This is a genomic window from Pseudomonas sp. Os17 (genome assembly GCF_001547895.1).
In the GTDB taxonomy this organism is placed as follows: Bacteria; Pseudomonadota; Gammaproteobacteria; order Pseudomonadales; family Pseudomonadaceae; genus Aquipseudomonas.
This window is the reverse complement of sequence record NZ_AP014627.1, coordinates 3234950-3254814: the sequence shown is the minus strand read 5'-3', so window position 1 is coordinate 3254814 and position 19865 is coordinate 3234950. Positions and strand designations below refer to the sequence as shown.

The 19865-nt window shown below is 65.6% G+C and carries 17 protein-coding genes; 7 read left to right on the top strand and 10 right to left on the bottom strand.

What is annotated here, in order from left to right; translation table 11 throughout:
* Positions 1–3 precede the first annotated feature (3 nt).
* From POS17_RS14595 to POS17_RS14580, 4 genes are all read right to left on the bottom strand, one after another.
* Positions 4–525, bottom strand: a complete 522-nt coding sequence (locus tag POS17_RS14595; RefSeq protein ID WP_060839223.1) for a hypothetical protein — start codon at positions 523–525, stop codon at positions 4–6.
* Positions 526–553: 28 nt separating this feature from the next.
* Positions 554–4147: a tetratricopeptide repeat protein gene (locus POS17_RS14590; protein WP_060839222.1), complete on the bottom strand. Its 3594-nt coding sequence runs from the start codon at positions 4145–4147 to the stop codon at positions 554–556.
* Positions 4125–6935 carry a bifunctional glycoside hydrolase 114/ polysaccharide deacetylase family protein gene (locus POS17_RS14585; RefSeq protein ID WP_060839221.1) on the bottom strand — a complete coding sequence of 937 codons (2811 nt, stop codon included), beginning with the start codon at positions 6933–6935 and terminating at the stop codon, positions 4125–4127. Before POS17_RS14585 ends, POS17_RS14590 begins: the two co-directional genes overlap by 23 nt.
* A gap of 79 nt (positions 6936–7014) precedes the next feature.
* Entirely contained in the window at positions 7015–7947 is a 933-nt protein-coding gene (locus POS17_RS14580) for an NAD-dependent epimerase/dehydratase family protein (RefSeq protein WP_060839220.1), read from the bottom strand.
* Between the two features lie 1042 nt (positions 7948–8989).
* Here POS17_RS14580 and POS17_RS14575 point away from each other — a divergent pair.
* Both POS17_RS14575 and POS17_RS14570 read left to right on the top strand, forming a co-directional pair.
* Positions 8990–9277, top strand: coding sequence for a c-type cytochrome (locus POS17_RS14575; protein WP_082729864.1), 288 nt, complete (start codon positions 8990–8992; stop codon positions 9275–9277).
* A 173-nt stretch (positions 9278–9450) separates the two neighbouring features.
* A complete protein-coding gene (locus POS17_RS14570) occupies positions 9451–10014 on the top strand; it encodes a fasciclin domain-containing protein (RefSeq protein WP_060839219.1) in 564 nt (187 codons plus the stop codon).
* Between the two features lie 59 nt (positions 10015–10073).
* Here POS17_RS14570 and POS17_RS14565 read toward each other — a convergent pair whose 3' ends face one another.
* The 4 genes from POS17_RS14565 to POS17_RS14550 form a co-directional block, all read right to left on the bottom strand.
* Positions 10074–10655 (bottom strand): putative natural product biosynthesis protein, encoded by a 582-nt coding sequence (locus POS17_RS14565; RefSeq protein WP_060839218.1) that lies wholly within the window; start codon positions 10653–10655, stop codon positions 10074–10076.
* Between the two features lie 159 nt (positions 10656–10814).
* Positions 10815–11210: a DUF2946 family protein gene (locus POS17_RS14560; protein WP_060839217.1), complete on the bottom strand. Its 396-nt coding sequence runs from the start codon at positions 11208–11210 to the stop codon at positions 10815–10817.
* 182 nt (positions 11211–11392) lie between these two features.
* Positions 11393–11779: a DUF2946 domain-containing protein gene (locus tag POS17_RS14555; protein ID WP_060839216.1), complete on the bottom strand. Its 387-nt coding sequence runs from the start codon at positions 11777–11779 to the stop codon at positions 11393–11395.
* Positions 11780–11879: 100 nt separating this feature from the next.
* Positions 11880–14384 carry a phosphoketolase family protein gene (locus tag POS17_RS14550; protein WP_060839215.1) on the bottom strand — a complete coding sequence of 835 codons (2505 nt, stop codon included), beginning with the start codon at positions 14382–14384 and terminating at the stop codon, positions 11880–11882.
* A gap of 627 nt (positions 14385–15011) precedes the next feature.
* Between POS17_RS14550 and gltS the strand changes: the two genes are divergently transcribed.
* A complete protein-coding gene (gltS, locus tag POS17_RS14545) occupies positions 15012–16223 on the top strand; it encodes a sodium/glutamate symporter (protein WP_060839214.1) in 1212 nt (403 codons plus the stop codon).
* 96 nt (positions 16224–16319) lie between these two features.
* On the opposite strand, the gene POS17_RS32055 is transcribed toward gltS, so the two are convergent.
* Positions 16320–16463, bottom strand: a complete 144-nt coding sequence (locus tag POS17_RS32055; protein WP_159426422.1) for a hypothetical protein — start codon at positions 16461–16463, stop codon at positions 16320–16322.
* A gap of 176 nt (positions 16464–16639) precedes the next feature.
* On the opposite strand from POS17_RS32055, the gene POS17_RS14540 reads away from it, so the two are divergent.
* Genes POS17_RS14540 through POS17_RS30970 form a run of 3 tightly spaced genes read left to right on the top strand, consistent with a single transcriptional unit; the run spans position 16640 to position 19031 of the window.
* The gene (locus POS17_RS14540) at positions 16640–17350 is read left to right on the top strand and encodes an SDR family oxidoreductase (protein ID WP_060839213.1); all 711 of its coding nucleotides are present in this window, start codon (positions 16640–16642) and stop codon (positions 17348–17350) included.
* On the top strand, positions 17344–18891 hold the full coding sequence (locus POS17_RS14535) for a cryptochrome/photolyase family protein (RefSeq protein ID WP_060839212.1): 1548 nt from the start codon (positions 17344–17346) through the stop codon (positions 18889–18891). The genes POS17_RS14540 and POS17_RS14535 overlap by 7 nt, the downstream gene beginning before the upstream one ends.
* The gene (locus POS17_RS30970) at positions 18888–19031 is read left to right on the top strand and encodes a DUF2256 domain-containing protein (protein ID WP_082729243.1); all 144 of its coding nucleotides are present in this window, start codon (positions 18888–18890) and stop codon (positions 19029–19031) included. Before POS17_RS14535 ends, POS17_RS30970 begins: the two co-directional genes overlap by 4 nt.
* A 12-nt stretch (positions 19032–19043) precedes the next feature.
* Here the strand turns inward: POS17_RS30970 and POS17_RS14530 are convergent, their stop codons facing one another.
* Positions 19044–19385 carry a hypothetical protein gene (locus POS17_RS14530; RefSeq protein ID WP_060839211.1) on the bottom strand — a complete coding sequence of 114 codons (342 nt, stop codon included), beginning with the start codon at positions 19383–19385 and terminating at the stop codon, positions 19044–19046.
* Positions 19386–19584: 199 nt separating this feature from the next.
* Here POS17_RS14530 and POS17_RS14525 point away from each other — a divergent pair, with 199 nt between their 5' ends.
* Entirely contained in the window at positions 19585–19848 is a 264-nt protein-coding gene (locus POS17_RS14525) for a hypothetical protein (RefSeq protein WP_060839210.1), read from the top strand.
* Positions 19849–19865: the final 17 nt, after the last annotated feature.

Genomic DNA, 19865 nt, shown 5'->3' with positions numbered 1-19865 from the left:
CCGTCACTCGATCCGCAGGCCGCCGACCAGTTTGTCGAGGACCTTCTGCGCCGCACCGGCCAGGCTCTCGCGCGACCAGCCGGCACGGGCGCCGCTGTTGCTCCACAGCACCTTGCCCGTGCCCGCCTCGACGACCCGCAGGCTGATGCCCACTGCCGGTTCGCCGTCCAGGCCGTTCTTGTACTGCCACTCTTCGACACTGCCGGACACCACATAGTCGAGCTTCTGCTCGCGGGCCCAGTCCATGGCCCCGGCCAGACGTTCGCTATCGTCCAGCAGGGCCGGCTCGCCCTGCCCCGGCGCGCCGCTGTAGACCTGGGGTTGCAGGCCACGACTGCTGAGCACGCTGAGCAGGATCTGCTCACTGCGCTCGCCGGCCTGGGGCGTCTGCGAATAGTTGACCAGCGGCAACACGCCCCAGCGGGCATTTTTCGACAGTTCCGGGCTGCTTTGACCGGTAAAGCTGGTGCACCCGGCCATCAGCAAGGCGGCCATCGCCAGACTCACGCAACGAAGGGATTGCATAAGGTTCACTCCTCTTTGAATTCCATGATCAGCGTCCAAAACGCACGCTATAGCTGACACCTGCAGTGCCGCCGGATTTGCCGGTTCCGCCTTGCGGCGCCGACTGGTAACCGAAGGTCACTGCCAATTCGTCATCCCCTATCACCTCGGTGCCGATACCGGTACTGATGGCGTAGTTGATGGTGTTGTCGGTCCACTGCCAGCCGGAGCTGACGTCCACCAGCCAGGTGTACTGCCCGCGCGTGCGGTTCAGCGCACCCGGGAAGCCGCGGCGCCAGGCGCTGCCGAAGAACAGCTGGCCATAGCGTTTTTGCAGCAGGGTCTGGCTGTTGATCTGGTTCGGGTCGTCGAGCTGGATGCCGGCCAGATCGATGCCTCCGCCCAGGGTATTGGCCAGGTTGGGCAGCGCCCGGTTGTTCAGGCTGTTCTGCTGGTAGTCGATGCCGCTGCGCAGTTCCCAGTTCGGACCTTCGAACTGCAGGGTGTGGTCGAACTCGATCTTCAGTGCCTGACCGCTGCCCAGGTCATCGCCGCCGCGGGTCGAGAACCAGCGCTGGGCCAGGTTCCAGGACAGCTGGTCGCGGGCCGAGTAGCGATGCCGGCCACCGACCCAGAGATCGTCCTGCTGGCCGAAGGCACGCATCAGGCCGCTGTCTTCGTTCTTGCGGTGCCAGTCGGCGCCCAGGTCCAGCTCGTTGCCGCTGTCCACCTGCCAGCTGCGACTGATGCCCAGGCCGTTGCGGTCATCGTCCTTGCGCAGGCTGCTGTCGAAGATCAGCTTGTAGTTGCCGTTCTCCACCTGACGCTGCAGGGTCAGCTCGGTATTGGTCTCGTTGCCCAGGCGCGCGGTATCGAGGGTGTCGCCGCTGTAGCGGCCCTGCTCCAGCACCAGCTTGGCGTACCAGTTGTCGTTGAGGTAACGCGCGGCGGTCAGCCGCGGGCCGTTGAACACCAGTCCGCCGTAGTCCTGGCGCTCCCAGGCCAGTTGCACGCCCTGGGGCGTGCGCTCGGTCATCTCGATGGTCTGGCGTCGCAGTTGCTCACGCAGGGATGCCGGCTGGTCGTCACCCAGCGCCGACAGCCCGGTGGCCAACGCTTCGCCGCCGCGCCCGAGGCTGTTCAGGGCCTCGACCTGCTGCGCCGGATCAAGGCTGCCGCCGGCCACCAGACGCTCCAGGGCCTGGCGGTTACTGCCGCGCAAGGCTTCCTGGATCTGTTCGTAGCTGCTGATCTTCAGGCCCCGGCTGCGGGCCCAGGCCAGCCACTCGTCCTTCTGCGCCGACTGATTGAGGTCATCCAGGCGCGCAAGGAACTGATCGAACCACAGCTGCAGCATCGGCTTGGAACCGTCCTGCCATTGCATGGCCTTGTTCTGCGCCTTACGCGACGAATAGCTGCTGGCCAGCAGGCGCAGCCAGGTGGCATAGCCCTGTGGCGTGGCGCGGATCTGCTCCGCGGTCACCTGGCGATCGAGCTTGAGCCGCAGGCGCTGGGCCGAGTCGGCATAACCTGCACTTTCCAGGGCATCGGCATAGGCAGCCTGGACCATCCAGTCCTGCGAGTTGCCCTGCAGGTACAGGCGATACCAGGCCAGGGCCTCGGTATTGCGCCCCACCAGCTGGCTGGCGGCGGCGAATGGCAGCCACAAGGTGCTGTCGCTGCGGGCCAGGGAGCGCCATTGCTGCAACAGCGGCTTGATCTCGGCACTGCGCCCCAGGTCGACATACAGCCACAGCAGGCGTTCGCGGAAGGTGTTGTCATCCGGGAACCGGCTCAAGCCCTGGCGATACAGGCGCAACGCCTCGTCGCTGTTGCCCTGCTGCACCGCCAGGGCGCCGCGGGCGGCCAGCACCTGGGACTGATCGGCGGCGTCCGGGTACTGCTCGGCTTCCTTGAGCAGGTCGACCACCAGCGGCCAGTCCTGAAGCTCCTGGGCCAGTTGCAGGGCGGCCACCAGACGCTGGGGATTGTGCCCCTGGCGCCAGCTGTCGACGGTCAACTGCAGGGCCTTGCGCGGATCGCGGGTGCGATACAGGGCGATCAGCTGACTCTCGTCACCGCTGTTGAGCGAGCCCTTGATCGCCAGCATCCTCTCCAGCGCCAGCTGCAGCTCATCGTCCAGCTCAAGGTCCCAGGCCAGGGAGGCGCGGGACTGCCAGTAGTTGAGGTCGTCGATCTTGTTGCCATCGACCGCGGTGATCACCTTCCACGCCGACTGGCTGTCAAACAGCTTGAGGTAGTTGTTGGCCCAGTCCACCCGTTCGGTGCTGGTCAGCGGATACCGCTTGGCGAAGTTCTTCCAGACCGCCAGGCGCTCCGGGTACTGCTCGGTGTTTTCCAGGTTCTGCAACAGACGCACCCAGGCCAGCCGGTGCTTGGGGTACTTGGCGACGTAGCGGCGCAGCCATGCTTGCGCCTGCTCGGGGGTGCCGCGGGACTCTTCGGCGTACACCAGGGCGTCGAGTTCGACGTTGCTCAGGGCCCGGGCGTCCATGATCCCGGCCAGCAACGGAATGCCACGGTCGAAGTCGTAGGTCTGCATGGCCAGGCGCCAGGTGTGTTCGAACTGCGCCGGGTCGTGACGCAGCTTGCTCAGGCTGATCCAGTAGCCCAGCGCCGAGGCCGAATCGCCCTGCCACTCGGCGAGATGGGCCATCTGCTCCAGCAGTGCCGGATCCTCCGGGCGCAGTTCCAGCAGTTGCACGCCTACCGCATGGGCGCCGTTGAGGTCGCCGAAGGCCAGGCGCTGCTTGAACTCCTTGGCCAGGACCTCCGGGCTGTCGGGCTGCAACTTGCGCCAGGCGCTGAAGAACTGCTCGGCCAGGTCCGCACGGTTGTGGGCAATCGCCACATCGACGCCCTGGTCCAGCAGTCCGGCATCGAATTCAGCCTCGGGCTGGGTCGCCAGTTCCCGGGCCAGCAGCTCGGCGGCCTGATCGCCACGATCCGCCGCCACCAGGGTGGTGAAGGCTTGCTGCAGGAGCTGGCGGCGCACGTCGGGGGCCTGGCTGGCATCGAGCAGTTGCACATAAAGGTCGGCGGCGCGTCCGGGCTGTTCGCTGGCCTGGTACCAGCGCGCCGCCTCGGGCAGCCAGTGCTGACCCTGCTTGGGATCGCGACGCGCCAGCTCGGCGTAGGCATCCGCTGCCAGCCCCGGGGCCTGGGCCGCCAGGGCCAGGGAAGCCAGGCGCTCCAGCTGCGGGCTGGGCAAGGAACGGTAATCGAAGGCCTTGAAGCGCTCGGCCAGGGCCTGCAACGCGGCGCTGTCGGTGCTGTTGTTCAGCGCCAGGGCATCAAGCTGCAAACGGTAGTAGGCCTTGAGCGCCGGGTCGGGTTGCGGCCACTCGGCCAGGTGTTTTTCCGCCTTGGAGTAGTCGCCCAGCTGGATCAGCAGATCCAGCAGCTGGGTGCGCAATTCGCTGTTTTCCGGGTGCGCGGCCAGCAGCACTTCGGCATAGCTGGCGGACACCTCGTCCGGTTGCCCGCCCTTGGGCCGAAAGGCGTCTTCGTTGCGATAGGTCGCCCACAGCAGCACGCCGACGGCAATCGCCACCAGCAGCAAGGCCCAGGGATTGAGCAGCCGCGCCCGCGGGGCCTTGTCAGTTGCAGAAGAGTTGGCCATCACTCACCTGCTTCAAAGGAAGTTGGAAATGCCACAGGCCCTGTTCGGACTTGCCGGCGTAACGTTGCCCCTGGACCTCGACCCGGCAGGCGCTGGCCGACCGCACCGAGAACTCCAGGTTGAACTGGCCGGCAAAGGAGAACGTCACTTGCCGGTCATTCACATAACGCCAGTCGCGCAGGGGAATGTTCGCCAGCTCCAGGGCCGGACGCGGATCACGCTCGGGACGCAGGGCCAGCAACGGATGATCGCTGCTCAAGGCCACATAGCGCCCCTGGGGCAGATCACGGACCCCGGCCACGCCTCGGGAGCGCCCCAGATCCGGCCAGCCGAGCTCAGGGTCCAGGCGCAGGGTGCGCAAGCCATCCAGGCCGCGCACCTGCCAGTCGCCTTCGGCGGTACGGGCCAGGCTGGCCTGGTACAGACCGTGGACCCGGTCCAGGTAGTCGCTCATCCACAAGGACAGCGGCTGCTGGCCACGCATGAACCGGTAGATGTCGGTCATGGCCTTGATCGAGGCCTGCTTGGTGCCCGAATAGAAGTGGTAGTACAGGTGAATGCCGCGCAGGCGCCGCGGGCTGTCGGTCAGCTCGAAGGTGTCGATCACATCGCGGAAACCGTAGTACGGGCCCTTCCAGAGGTTGGTGTACATGTTCTCGTTGATCACCGGCGCGTAGTACTGCAGGCCGCCTTCAGTGGGACGCAGCAAGGGATAGAGGCCGGTCAGCGACGGGTTGGCCTTGGTCAGGATGGTCTGTCCGCCGTTGACGTTTTTCAGCCCGGCGGCGTAGGCCATCTTGATGGTGTCGGCGCTGGGCAGCGCGTCCCCCGGCCAGAAGATCAGCTTCACCGGCTTCTGCGCGGTGGTCAGGCGGCTGTTGATGTAGTCCCGCGAGCCGTAGATCTCGCGCTTGTAGTCCAGGGTCTTGTACCCCGGGATGTTCAGGCGCAGGCCGTATTCGGCGTGGAAGTCCTCGTCCTTCTTGGCCTTGTCCGGCTGCATGTAGAACGGGTGGCTGTAGGTGTGGGTGGCCACCTCGACCTTGGGATCGGCAAAGATCTCCTGGGCAATCGGCTCCAGTTCCCGGGCGAGGAACGGCGACATGCCCTTGGGCCCGATCTCCCCTTCGATGATAGACACCGAGGTCAGGTACGGGTTGGGCCGGATGTAGTCATCCAGCACCTGGCGCCCGGAATACGGGGTGCCGCGCACTTCGGCGTGGGACGGAAAGCCGTCGCCGTCGATGTGCACCGTGGCGATCCGCCGGCCGTTCTCGGTGGTGGTGTCCGGGCGCGGTTGCGCCGGCAGGCGCAGGGCCTTCTGGATAAAGGCGAACGGGTCGAGCATCCAGCGGCTGCGCTCGACATTGGCCTCCACCACATAAGGGGCCAGGGCCATGCCGCCCCAGGTGCCGATGACCACGGGGGCATATTTGCCGCCCTTGTCGTCCCCCAGCAGCAAGGCCGGTTTCGGTCCGTCGGGCAGCAGCGTGACCCGGGTCAGTTCACGGGTCCGCGCCACCACCGGTGCTTCAAAGGCACCGATCAGGCTCTTGTCCTGGCTCAGCACCTGCAGGTTTCCACGGGTTCCCGGCGCCGCCAGGCCCAGTCCCAGGCGCTTGAGCAGTGCACGGTCTTCGATCGGCAGGCCGGCCATGATGGCCAGTGGCACCTGTTCGTCCAGGCGCTGGCCGATCCAGTGGCTGAAGGCGCGGCTGTCTTGGGGCGGGCCGCTGGTCATCCACACCACCACCCCGGCGTACAGCCCGGCGAAGCTGTAGGACGGCAGGCTGTCGTCGGCCGGCAGGTAGTCCACGCGGTAACCCAGGTATTCCAGCAGGCCGCCGAGCATGCGATGCCCGGCGTGATCGTAGAGTTCGCCTTCACGCGGGTCGTAGAGCATGGCGATGCGCCGCGGCTGCACTTCCACGGTGCTCAGGCCGATGGCGTTGAGGTCCGGGGTGGTGACCACCGGGATAAAGCCTTCCTGACTCAGTTGGCGGGCCAGCTTGCGCGCTTCTTCGCGGCGGTTGGGTGGCAAGTAGTCGATGGCCACCAGGGGAATGTTTTTGGCCCGCAGTGGCTTGAGTTCACCTTCGAGCCAGTTGCGATCGGACTCGGAAACCGGCCGATAACGCTTGGCCGCGGCATCCCAGCCGGCATGGATCGATTCGACGGCCACGGCCGCGGCCACGCCGTCCAGCTCCCCCAGCACCTCGAAGCCACGGTTGAAGAACAGCTTGAGGTTGGGCAGACGGCTGTGCAGCTCCCGCAGGAACGAGGCCAGGGCCTGGCGTTGCGCTTCGCGCTGGGCTTCAGGCAGCAGCTGGAAACTGTCCAGGGTATCGAGGAACAGGCCGGCATAGCCCTGGTCCTGCAAGGCCTTGGCGCGCTTGAACAGGTGTTCGCGCCAGGCCGGAGTGGCGATGTCCATCACCTGGCTGTCCCAGGCCTTGTTGCGGATGGCGCTGGCGCCCTGGGTCAGGGCCTGCTTGTCCAGCGCTGCGCGGTCACCGTCGAACTCGCCCACCGACAGGTAGGCGAACGGCTGGCTGCCCAGCTTGCGCAAGGTGGCGACATCCGCAGTGCTCATATGACCGGGCTCGACCACCGCCCACTCGTACTGCGCCAACTCCTCCAGCGGAGGTCGTTCGGCGTACCAGAAGCCGACGCTGGCAGGCGCCGCCGGCGCCGCCTGTACCAGCGAAGGGGTTGCACACAAGGCCAATGCGGTAAACAGGCGCCGAACCATGTTGAAGACACGCCCCCTGCGAAACTCGATGTCCATAACTCACTCTTCAGTAGATCAATCGGCACACCATCAGGCTGTCGAGCTCCGGCTCGCCGGAACGCTCAAGGCCAGGAAGCTAGAGACTGCGGTACAGCTGCGCCAGGCCCTCCCCGAGGCGGGTCGGCGTCCCCAGATCGAAGCGCTCGCGCAAACGTCGGTTGTCGGCCTTCGAATGGCGGATATCACCGGATCGCGTCGCGGCATGATTCACCTTCAGCGGCTGGCCGCTGATCTGTTGCAGGGTCGCGATCAGGTCGTTGAGGCTGGTCACGCCACCCAGGCCGACGTTGGTGGCATCGATCGCGGGCGCAGGTTGCTCCAGGCCCTGGACCAGGATCTTCACCAGGTCGGCGACATAGACGAAATCCCGGGTCTGCCCGCCATCGCCGAACAGGGTGATCGGCTGCTGGCTCCTGGCCCGTTCGCTGAAGATGCTGATCACCCCGGAGTACGGCGAGGAAGGATCCTGGCGCGGCCCGAAGATGTTGAAAAAGCGCAGGATCACCGGCTCCAGGCCATGCTGACGGCGGTAGAAATCCAGGTAGTACTCGCTGGCGAGCTTGTCCGCTGCGTAGGGCGTGAGGGGCGACTTGGGCGTGTCCTCGCCAATCGCGGTGCCCTCGCCGTTGTTGCCGTACACCGCCGCGCTGGAAGCGAACACCACCCGGCGGATACCCGCCGCGACCATGGCCTCGCAGACCCGCAGCGTGCCGATGAAGTTGCTCTGATGGGTGCGTACCGGGTCTTCGACCGAGGCCTGCACCGAAGCCACCGCCGCCAGGTGCACCACCGCGTCGCAGCCGCTCATGGCCGTGGCCAGGAGCGTGGCATCGGCGACATCACCGACCGTGAGTTTCAGGCCGTGATGGGTCAGCGGCAGATTGCTGGTCTTGCCGGTGGACAGATCATCCAGAACATGAACGGCATAGCCTTTGGCCAACAACGCATCGACCAAGTGGGAACCAATGAAACCGGCGCCACCCGTAACCAGTATCCGTTCAGAAGACATAGATCATCCCAAGGAAAATTTCGTCGCTACGCCGATTCAAGCTAGCACACCGGTTGAAAACACCCTGGCTAATAGCTGCCATGGGCGTCATTTTCCGGAGAGCTGTGGTTTGCCGAAGGCTCTAGCGCCTTGGCCCGAGCCGATCTGATGATGTTGGCGTCAAAAAAACATCAATAAAATCAATTGCTCAGCGAGCGCATACTGGGGTGAAAAAGCCATTACGTCAATATTACGTCTAGTCCTGGCCATTTCTAAAAAACAATGAACTTTTAGCCAATATGTTGACGTAGAGCCTCGGCAGCCCTCCCCGACCACTGAGCGCGGAAAACCATGTCTGCGACATTCCGCCGCAGCGCCAATAACCCGGGTCCGCGGGCTGGAACGGTCACCCCTCCTGCGGCGAGCGATGGGAAAACCCTGATCATCCCCACGCAACAGCCAATGGCGCCCTTGGCTGCGGTCACCGATGGCCCAGCGCGCCGCCGAGGCCAGCATCAACTGGTCGTGCAAGGTCGGGAGCACTTGCCGGGCAAAGCGCGATGGCTACAGCCCGACATCCAGCCACAGGTGACAGGTCCCGTTCGGTGACAGCCGCTGCTGCGCCCAGCTCATGAACGGGGGAAAGATCGCCAGCCCGCCCGGGCCCGGGAGCTGTCGAAGGGGGAACTGGCAAGGGGGTGGCTGGCGGCGGGGGACGCCGTGGCCAAGGGTGACGGCGGGCATCGAGATGCTGGCCCGCCCTGTGAAATCTGCAAAAGAGTGCCGGGCTCCTCGCGAAACACCGGCACTCAGTGACGTGATGTAACCCTGCCTGGAGAAAGCATCCCGTCGGCCGGCAATCTAGCACGCAGGCTTTGCCGGCCTGATGTGCGACAACCTGCCACAGATTGCCCGCCGCCGGCCGGTGGATCGCCTAACTCAGCGCTGGCGGCCGGCACCTGCGGCGGGCGGTCGCAGTGGGGGTGTAAAAACCCCCTCCCTACACTGCGTCGATCGCGCCCGTGCGCGACAACCTGATGATAAGAACACGATGAGGACCATCATGAAGACGCTACTGGCTGCCGCCTGTTTACTCGCTTTCACCAGCGCCCACGCCGCCCAGGACCCGGAGGCGGTGTTCAACCGCGCCTGCACCGCCTGCCACAGCGGGCAGTTGCCCATGGCGCCGAAAAAGGGCGATCAGCTGGCCTGGAAACCGCGCCTGGCGCAAGGCACGGACGTATTGGTCAAGCACGTGACCGAAGGCTTCAATGCCATGCCGCCCCGGGGCCTGTGCATGGATTGCAGCGCCGAGGACTACAAGGCGGTGATCGATTGGATGTCGAAGTAAGGCGCCGCGCGCCCTGCCCTGTTCTGCCCTTGCAGTGCAGGCTGGGCAGCCACTGCCGAGTCGCTTGAGCGAGCGCTGCCGAGAAAAATCGGCCAGCGCCGCATCCGTTTGCCGATGGGCCCCGTACATTCAGCACCCTCATCAGGAGGGCCGAATAATCGAGGAGCTGCATCATGCACACGTTTAGCAAGCGCCTGGCCGCTGTCTGCTTTGCCGTATTCTCCGTCACTGCCCCGCTCAGCGGTTTCGCCGCTGATTCGGTGATGGTCGGCGGCGCTGCGATGTACCCGAGCAAAACCATCGTGGAGAACGCGGTCAACTCCAAGGACCACACCACTCTGGTCGCGGCGGTCAAGGCCGCGGGGCTGGTGGACACCCTCAACAGCAAAGGCCCGTTCACCGTGTTTGCCCCCACCAACGAGGCGTTCGCCAAGCTGCCGGCCGGCACCGTCGACACCCTGCTCAAGCTTGAGCACAAGGCCGATCTGAGCAAGGTCCTGACCTACCATGTGGTGCCCGGAACCCACACCGCCGGGCAACTGCTGATCGAGGCCAAGCAACATGGCGGACAGGTGATGCTCAAGACCGTCCAGGGTGAAGCGCTGACGGTCAAACCCTATGAAGGCAAGCTCTGGGTCATCGACGCCAAAGGCGGCAAATCCGCGATCAGCATCGCCGATGTCATGCAGTCCAATGGGGTGATTCACGTGGTGGACAGCGTGCTGCTGCCGCGGTAACCCAAGGTGCCCGGCAGACCCGGGGTCTGCCGGGCATCAGCCCTGGGCGGATAGCCGTCTCAGGGAATCGGCAACCAACGACGAAAGCCCGCGCCGCCCTTGGCGCTCAATGGGCACCAGGCAAAGTCCCAGGGCACCGGCGGGTACTCCTCCGGCCCGCCCTCGGCCTGCGGCACCAGACGCGGCGCCACCTTCCAGTCGAACACCCAGTCCGCAGATTCGCGCCAGGCCAGTACCAGCCCACGGGCCTGACTGTCGTCGGTGTTGATCCAGCGCGCGGCCGCGGCGCTCATGAACGCCTCGATATGCTCCACATTGATCCGCGCTGCGTAGCGCGACCCCAGCAGCCAGCGGCACAGGCTCAGGTAATAGGTCCAGTTCAGCGGCGGATGATTGCGGTAGGCCCAGGTCATGAAGCCACGAAAGATGTTCAAGCCGTCCGGCGGATCGAGCTTGAGCAGCCCCGGGCAGACATCGAACAGGGTGTGCCAGTACGGCAGCAGGCGCGCATCCAGGTGCACGAAGCTGCGAGCGTTGCTCGGGTAATCGGGAAACGGCAGCAGAAAGTCGCCGTGGTTGGGGCCCCGCGTGCTTTTACTCAGCAGACGGCTGACGCCAGAGGGGATCGCTAGTGCGCGCATGCCAGCCTCCGGCGACCCTTGTCCAGATTGGCGGCCACGGGCCGTGGCGGTTGTCGCCGGCCGTGAATGATTCGAGCCATGTGGTGCTCCTTTGCATCTTTGCAATAACCATGAACACGTCCTCGGCCACCGGCCGTGGGGACGCGCGAATGACAACGGTCATGCATCAGCGTGGGGAGAAGCCCGGGGATTGATCGACGGCCAGCGTTGGCGAGGCGTCAGCCTCAGCGGCCGGCCGCTCGGCAGGCGCGGTGCCGGGCCGAGGAAGACCGGCAAGACCGGGGAAGACGCCCCCAGCGGCGCAGCGCCGATCGACTGCGAGCAGCAGCAATGGCCCGAATCGCCCTGCACCGCCGAACTGGCCGGGTCTTTGTCCAGGGCCACGGCAAGCCGCACGCCGCCGGACGAACAGAAACTGCCCGCCAGCAGTTGCTCCAGGCTCAGGGTGCCCATGGCACTGGCCATGGGCAGCGCCGTGATCTTCAGCACAATGGCCAGGAACGCCGCGACCCAGGCGTTCTGCCGGCTGGCATTGCGCAGCCCGCACACGAACATCAGCGGCGCGCGCCCAGGTCAGGGAGCCGGCGTTGAAAAGCGTTCATGCCACGCCCTCCACATCTTGAGAATCGAACGGCCTGCATTCAGCCACGCAGCCACGGCCGCGAACGGCAGCCAGAGGCAGGAGGGAGACAGGCCTACCGGCGGTCAGCGGCGAAGGCGGCTGTCCGCTTGCGAGCTCAGATCAGCGGGGAGGCTCGGGGATTGGCCGAGGGCCAGGAGTAGCGCGGGGGCGCCTTGCAGCGCGGTTCAAGGCTATGGCGCCGGAACTGGCCGATACGCAGCAGCCAGCTCAGGCAGAACAGCAGGACCAGACTCAGGGCCGCTCCCGAACAGACCGGGCAGGAGAAGCTGCCGGCCCAGGTACTGGCGGCGCTCTGGTCGCTGAAGTCGGACTGCTGCAGCGGGGCCTTGCTGCCCAGGGAGGAGCAGAACTGCCCGCCCACCCCGTTGAGGGCCAGGCCCATCATCTGGCCGTGCCCCAAGCCGCAGGCGAACACATTGAACAGGACGCAAAAATACAGGGTCCAGGCAATCAGCGAGCGGTCGGGGCGGGACAATTTCATGGGGCGCGACTTTAACACCGAACAACCCGGCGGATGAAGCGTGACCTGGCTGCTGGCAGCGGGCCCTGCGCCCGGGTCAAGGACCTCGGGCGCAGGGCACTCAGGTGTCGCTGTACGCTGGCCCCCTGAGCTGCCCTTGGGCCAGCGGCGGCGGGCTGTGCCGCTCGCTGAAATCCGCGGTCCAGCTCCAGTTGCGGATTTCCGGCAGGTCTTCGAAATGCTCGCGGATCCACAACTGGTGGCGGCGCAGCTGGCTCTGGAAATGCTCAACCGCCGGCCGCGCCTGCTCCTGCAGGCGCGGCACATGGGTCAAGGCGTCCAGCGCCAGTTGATAGCGGCTCATGTTGTTCAGCACCACCATGTCGAAAGGCGTGGTGGTGCTGCCGCGATCGCTGAAGCCGCGCACATGGAAGCGCGCTTCGTTGGCCCGGCCATGGACCATGGAGTGGATCACCCAGGTCGAACCATGAAAGGCGAACATCACCGGCACATCGCCGGTGAACAGCGCTTCGAACGCCAGATGGTCCATGCCGTGGGGCCGGTCCTGGGGCGCGGCGAGAATGCCCAGGTCCACCACATTGACCAGCCTGACGCGGATGCCCGGGACATGCTTCTGCAGCAGCCAGCTGGCCGCTACCGCTTCCGCCGTGGGCACATCGCCGGCGCAGGCCAGGACCACATCGGGCCGCTGCCCGTGGTCATTGCTGGCGAATGCCCAGATCGAAGCGCCCTGGGAGCAGTGCTGCAGCGCCGTAGCGAAATCCAGCCACTGAAAATCCGGCTGTTTGCCGCAGGTCACCACGTTGATGTAGTCGCGGCTGCGCAGGCAGTGATCAAACACATTCAGCAGGCAATTGGCGTCCGGCGGGTAGTACACCCGTACCACGTCGGATCGGCGCTGCAGCACATTGTCGACAAACCCGGTGGACTGATGGCTGAAGCCGTTGTGGTCGTTGCGCCAGGCATGACTGGTGATCAGGATGTTCAGCGACGCCAAGGGGCGCCGCCAGGCAAACTCCTTGCTCTGCTGCAGCCATTTGGCGTGCTGGGTGACCATTGAATCCACCACCTGGGCGAAGGCCTCGTAGGTCGACCACATGCCGTGGCGACCGGTCAGCAGATAGCCCTCCAGCCAGCCTTCGCACAGGTGCTCGCTGAGCACCTCCATGACCCGGCCGTCCGGCGCCAGCCGATCGTCGATCGACAGGCACGGGCCGCAGGCGGTGCGCCGGTCGGCTTCGAATACCGCATTGAGGCGGTTGGAGTTGGTTTCATCGGGGCCGAACACACGAAAGTTGCGCGGGTTGTTGCGCATCACGTCCCGCAGGTACTCGCCGAGCTTGCGCGGTGCCTCGGCAATCACCTGCCCGGGGCCTGGGACCTGCAGCCCGTAGTGGGCGAAATCCGGCAGCTCCAGGGCGATCAGCCGCCGGCCGCCATTCACATGGGGCACCGCGCCCATGCGCAACTCGGCCGCTGGCGTCAGGGCCTGGAGTTCGGGCAGCAACGCCCCGCTGTCACTGAACAAGGTGGCCGGCGCATAGCTGCGCATCCAGCTCTCCAGCTGCTGCAGGTGCTCGGGATTGTCGCGGACATTGGCCAGGGGCACCTGATGCGCGCGGAAGGTGCCCTCCACCGGCAGGCCGTCCACCACTTTCGGACCGGTCCAGCCCTTGGGGCTGCGCAGGATGATCAGCGGCCAGCGCGCCCGTACCGGCGAGCCGAGGGTCCTGGCCTGCGCCTGGATCGACAGGATCTGGTCGTGACAGTCATTGAGCGCCGCGGCGAAGCGTTGATGCATCCCGGGCAGATCGTCACCGGCGACGATCTGCGGCTGATAACCGCGCCCGCGATACAGCTCCAGCAAGTCTTCATCGGCCAGGCGCGCCTCCACCGTCGGCCCGGAAATCTTGTAGCCGTTGAGGTGCAGGATCGGCAGCACCGCGCCGTCACGCCGCGGGTCCAGAAAGTGCACGCTCTTCCAACTGCCCTCCAGCGGGCAGGTCTCGGCTTCGCCGTCACCGACGACACAGGCCACCAGCAAGTCCGGGTTGTCGAACACCGCACCGAAGGCGTGCAACAGCGAATAGCCCAGCTCGCCGCCTTCGTGCAGTGAATTGGGGGTGTGCGGCCCGCAGTGGCTGGGTATGCCGCCGGGGGTGGAGAAGCTGCGAAACAGCCGCAGCATGCCGGCTTCGTCCTGAGTGACGTCGGCGTGCACCTCGCTGTAGGTGCCCTCCAGCCAGGCGCAGGCGTTGAGCGTGGGGCCGCCATGGCCCGGCCCGGAAATGAAGACGGTCTGCACGCCGCGCTCGCTGATCAGCCGGTTCAGGTGCACGTAGATGAAACTCTGCCCGACCGATGTCCCCCAGTGCCCCAGCAGCCGCGGCTTGATGTGCTCGGGGCGCAAGGGTTCACGCAGCAAGGCGTTGGCCTGCAGGTAGATCTGGCCGACGCACAGGTAGTTGGCCGCGTCCCAGTAGCGCTGCAGGCGTAGCAGCAGTTCGGGCGCCAGCGGCCCGGCTGGCTCGGCAGCGCCGGCCTGGACCGGCAACGGGGTATCGACCAGCTCAGCGCTGGAAAGCCGTGCATTGAAGCGATACATAGCGACTCCACTGAATGCGTTGCCAGCCAGGTGGTGGCTGGCGAAACGGGGCTTGAGGCGCTGGACACCCGCAACAGAATGAGCCGCGCGGCCTCTTCCCTATGCCCTTATGCGCCCGGTATTGACAGATTTGAGTCCGGCGCCCGTCAGTCTGGGCGTCGCTGAGTCGAATGTGCTGATCTGGATCAGAAAGCACCGACCTGGATGGCGGAAAAGACCGTCGCTACCCGGCGGCTCTTTAGGACATTTCTTAAAAAGCCGGTTTCCAGCCGCGCCTGTCCCACTGTTAATCCGTGCTTAACGCTGTGGCGCTGAACTCCGCGCTTCATTGCCGGGGTGAAATACCTGGTGAATCAACGGTTTGAACACGACCCACGCAAAGCACCAAAGCTCCGGCCGGCGACAACGCGACCGCAGCGAACCCCAAGCATTGCCGCTCATGACGCCGATCCGCCGCTCCGGCCCGATCGGTCGGCACCGGGCAATGCGCGCAAATCATGCTTGAGGCAGGCAAGCCAGTGACGGCCGCCCTTGCCCCCTAATCCACCGGGTTGAGGCTTCTCAACCCAATCCGTCGACGCCGCAGGCAGGCAGCGCGTCCGGGAACCCAGACCGAGGAGTGTGCGAATGGTCCAACTGGACTTCTATGGAACCCTGGTGGCCGCGTCATTGGTGCTGTTGCTGGGACGGGGCCTTGTCACCCGGGTCGGTTTCCTGCGGGCCTACAACATCCCCGAACCGGTGGCGGGCGGCCTGGTGGTGGCCGTGCTGCTTCTGGCGCTTCGAGTTTTTGCAGACATTGAGGTCAGCATCGACAAATCACTGCAGGCGCCCTTGATGCTGGCCTTCTTCGCCACCATCGGCCTGAGCGCGGACTTTGCCAGCCTGAAAAAGGGCGGACGCAAACTGGCGATCTTCCTGCTGGTGGTGACCACTTTTCTGTTGGTGCAGAACGCCATGGGCATCGGCCTGGCCAAGGCATTGGGGCTTGATCCGTTGATGGGACTGCTGGCCGGCTCGGTGACCCTGTCCGGCGGTCACGGTACGGGCGGCGCCTGGGGGGCGGTATTCAAGGAGCAGTACGGCCTGGCCTCGGCTCCGGAAATTGCCATGGCCTCGGCCACCTTCGGCCTGGTACTGGGCGGTTTGATCGGCGGACCGGTCGCCCGCCTGCTGGTCAAGCGGGTGCAGACTCCCGGCCTTGCCCAGGCCGAGCCGCGCCTGCCCAGGGGCTATGAGCAGCCGTACAAGGAGCGGCAGATCACCGCGCTGAGCTTCATCGAAACCCTGGCCCTGGTTGCCATCAGCCTGCAGGCCGGGAGCTTTCTCGGTGACTTGATCCAGGGCACGGCGCTGGAGTTGCCGACCTTCGTCTGCGTGCTGTTCGTCGGGGTGGTGTTGCGCAACGGCCTGTCGGCACTGGGCTGGCACCAGGTCGTCGATCAGGAGGTGTCGCTGCTGGGCAATGTCAGCCTGTCGCTGTTCCTGGCGATTGCCTTGATGTCGCTGCGGCTGTGGGACCTGGCCACCCTGGCCCTGCCGATCCTGACGCTGCTGGCCGTGCAGACCCTGGTGATGGCGCTGTTTGCGATCTTCGTCACCTTCCGCGTCATGGGCCGCAACTATGACGCCGCGGTTCTGGCGGCCGGCCATTGCGGCTTCGGCCTCGGCGCGACCCCGACCGCCATCGCCAACATGCAGGCGGTGACCCAGCGCTACGGGCCGTCGCAGATGGCGTTTCTGGTGGTGCCCATGGTCGGCGCCTTCTTCATCGACATCAGCAACGCCATCGTGATCAAGCTGTACCTGGCGCTGCCCTGGCTCGGCGTGGCCGCTTGATCGAGCGCTCCGCCCGCCCCTGACCCGGGCCGGCGGGCAGCTCCTGCCCAGCCCAGCCTCAGGGCAAAGCTGTACAGCAGACTCACAACGTACAACCTAATCCCCCGGGTACGACTCTTCGCCGCCCAGACAGGCACTGGCCCTGTGCCGCTGGCCCGTCCCCCTGGGCTGTCGTCGGCGCAGGCACAGGAACAGCGCCATGACCGCAACCAGGCTCAACAGCAGGTAGATCCCCCACATGGCACTCTCCTGGGTTCGCAGAAGCCGGCAATGGCTTGTGCCGGAAGATTTTTAGCAGGCAATTCTGCAAATAACCTGTACAAAATCAAATTTTATGTACAAATATTACCCATGGATTTTCACGGTGTGAGCAGGGAGTCAGGCTCGCTGCCACGTCAATCGGTGGGTAACACACAATGAGCAATACCTTGAACATGCAGTCCCTGGGCGCGGGCTACCGTGCGCTGGTGATTGGCGCCAGCGGCGCCCTGGGTTCGGCCTTTTGCCAATGGCTCGAAGAGGACCCGCACTGTGCGGGGGTCCGCGCCCTGTCCCGCGGCACGCTTCCCGGGCTCGACCTCGAACGGCCCGAGAGCATTGCCGCGGCCGCCGCCGCATTGGCGGATGAGGCGCCCTACCAACTGATCGTGCATGCCGCCGGCCTGCTGCATCGCGCCGACGTCAAGCCGGAAAAAACCTACGCCGCCCTTGAGGACGAGACACTCAAGGCAGTGTTCCAGGTCAATGCCGTGGGCCCGGCCCTGGTCATGCGTCACTTCCTGCCCCTGCTAGCCCCCCAGGGCGCGATGGCGCTGCTGTCGGCCAAGGTCGGCAGCATCGGCGACAACCGCCTGGGCGGCTGGTACGCCTATCGTGCCTCCAAGGCCGCGCTGAACATGCTGGTCAAGACCGCGGCCATCGAACTGGCGCGAACCCGGCCCGGCGCCCGCCTGCTCAGCCTGCATCCCGGCACCGTGGTTTCGCAGTTGTCGCAGCCGTTCCGCGGCTCCGCGGCGGCGCGTCCGGCCAGCGTGGCGGCCCGGGAGCTGCTGGCGCTGATCGACCGCCTGAGCGCAGCCGACAGCGGCCAGTTCTTTGCCTACGACGGCGAGCGTCTGCCATGGTAAGCGCCGCCACTGGCGGTCGACTGGGGCTGGTGCTGGGCGACCAGCTGTCGTTCGACCTGGAGTTGCTCAAGGTCCTGGACCCGGCCCACGACACGCTGCTGATGGCCGAAGTCGACAGCGAAGCGCGTTATGTCCGGCATCATCCGCAGAAAATCCTGCTGATCTTCAGCGCCATGCGCCACTTTGCCGCGCGCCTGCGCGAGCAAGGCTGGCAGGTGATCTACGTCACCCTGGACGACCCCGCCAACAGCGGCAGCCTGCCCGGTGAGCTGCGGCGCTGGCAGGCGGCCCTCGGCGCGACGCAGCTGCATGTCACCGAGTGCGGAGAATGGCGACTGGAACAGGCGCTGCGCGATGCGGGCCTGCCCCTGACCTTTCATGTGGACCGGCGGTTCCTGTGCTCCCGCGAAGCCTTCGGCCGGTGGGCGGCCGGGCGGACGTCGTTGCGCATGGAATATTTCTACCGCGAGATGCGCAAGCAAAGCGGCCTGCTGCTGGAGCCCGACGGACGCCCCTGCGGCGGCACCTGGAACCTCGATGCCGACAACCGTAAGGCCCTGCCCCGGGGCCTGCGCGGGCCCTTTGCGGCGCGCTTCGGCCACGACGCCATCACCCGCGACGTGATGCAACTGGTGAACCAGCGCTTCAGCGATCACTACGGCGACCTGACAGGCTTCGACTATCCGGTGACCCACGAGCAGGCGCAGCAGCTGTGGCAGCACTTCCTCGACTTTTCCCTGGCCGCCTTCGGCGACTACCAGGACGCCATGGCCGAGGGCGAGCCCTTTCTGTTTCACGCGCGGATCAGTGCCGCGCTGAACATCGGCCTGCTGGATGTGCGCCAGCTCTGCGCCGATGTCGAGCGTGCCTACCGCGAGAACCGGGTGGCACTGAATGCCGCGGAGGGTTTCATCCGCCAACTGATCGGCTGGCGTGAATATGTCCGCGGCATCTACTGGCTGCGCATGCCCGACTACGCCGAGCTTAACGGCCTGGGCAATAGCCGGGCCCTGCCGGAGTTCTACTGGAACGGCGCCACCGACATGCGCTGCATGGCCCAGGCCATCGGCCAGACCCTGGAGCTGGGCTATGCCCACCATATCCAGCGGTTGATGGTCACCGGCAACTTCGCCCTGCTGGCCGGCATCGCCCCCAAGGCCATCTGCGACTGGTACCTGGCGGTCTACCTGGATGCCTTCGACTGGGTCGAGTTGCCCAACACCCTGGGCATGGTGATGCACGCCGACGGCGGCTACCTGGGCTCCAAGCCCTATTGCGCCAGCGGCCGCTATATCCAGCGGATGTCCGACTACTGCGGCGGCTGCCGTTACCGGGTGGACCAGGCCACGGGCAACGATGCCTGCCCGTTCAATGCCCTGTACTGGCATTTCCTGATCCGCCACCAGGAGCAACTGGGCAGCAATCCGCGGCTGGCCCTCACCTATCGCAACCTGCAACGCATGGACGCCCCGCGCCGGGACGCCATCTGGCAACGGGGCGAGGAGTTACTCGCGCGCCTGGACGCCGGAGAAGCCCTGTGAAGAAATCCGAACTGCCGCGCAAGGACTGCGCCGCCTGCGGCCGGCCCTTCACCTGGCGCAAGCGCTGGGCGCGTTGCTGGGATGAGGTGCGCTGGTGCTCCGAACGCTGTCGCCGCAGCGCCCGCGCCAGGCAGCCATGAGCCCTGGGCAGGCTACAGGCAGTCTTGCGCGGCCTTTTCGAAATGGGACGGGGCAAAGCTGGAGGCCAGCAGATGCCGCTCATAGAGGAACACCTTGCCGCCATTGGGGGCCTTGTAGGCTTCCAGTACGTTGTCCGCGGCCACCTTGCTGGTGACCACGATCCGGTAGCCGCGCTGCGACTGCGAAACGGTCGCGGTCTGGTCGCTGCTCTGCAGCTTGGGGATCACGCAATCGGCGTACTGGGCAGGTGTTTTGCGGGTCTGCATGACCAGGCTCGGGTCGTTCGGCGCGGAGGCACAGCCGGCCAGCACGAGAGCGGCAGAAGTCATGGCAAACAGGGGTAAAAGGCGCATCGGACAAATCCTGGAGTCAAGAACGCGGGTACAGGGCGCCACGGGTCGAATCTGGCGGGCGCTATCGAGGGCGGCGATTTTCCACGGTTAGTGCGCCGAGCAAAATAGCTGTTTTTTGATTGTCACTATTACTTGAACCAATAGTTGCCCTCCGGGCAGACTGCCCGGCAGTCCAACTACAACTAAAAGGGATTCTTGCGTGCGAACTTTTGACCTGATCCGTGATGCCGTCCTGCCCGAGTTCCGCGACCGCGTCGCCGACTACCTGATCGAGTACGAAAGCGTGCTCGGCGACCCCAGCGCCGACCCGCAGCTGCTGCTGGCCGTGGCCTACCAGCTGCGCGGCTACCTGCGCGGCCTGAACACCACCCGGGTACTGGGCATGGCCGATTGGGAGGAGCTGGACCGGCGGGTGCTGGCGACCTGGTTGAGCCCTGTCCAGGACGCAGCCGACGCCGATTGAGCGCCGCTACGCCGCCC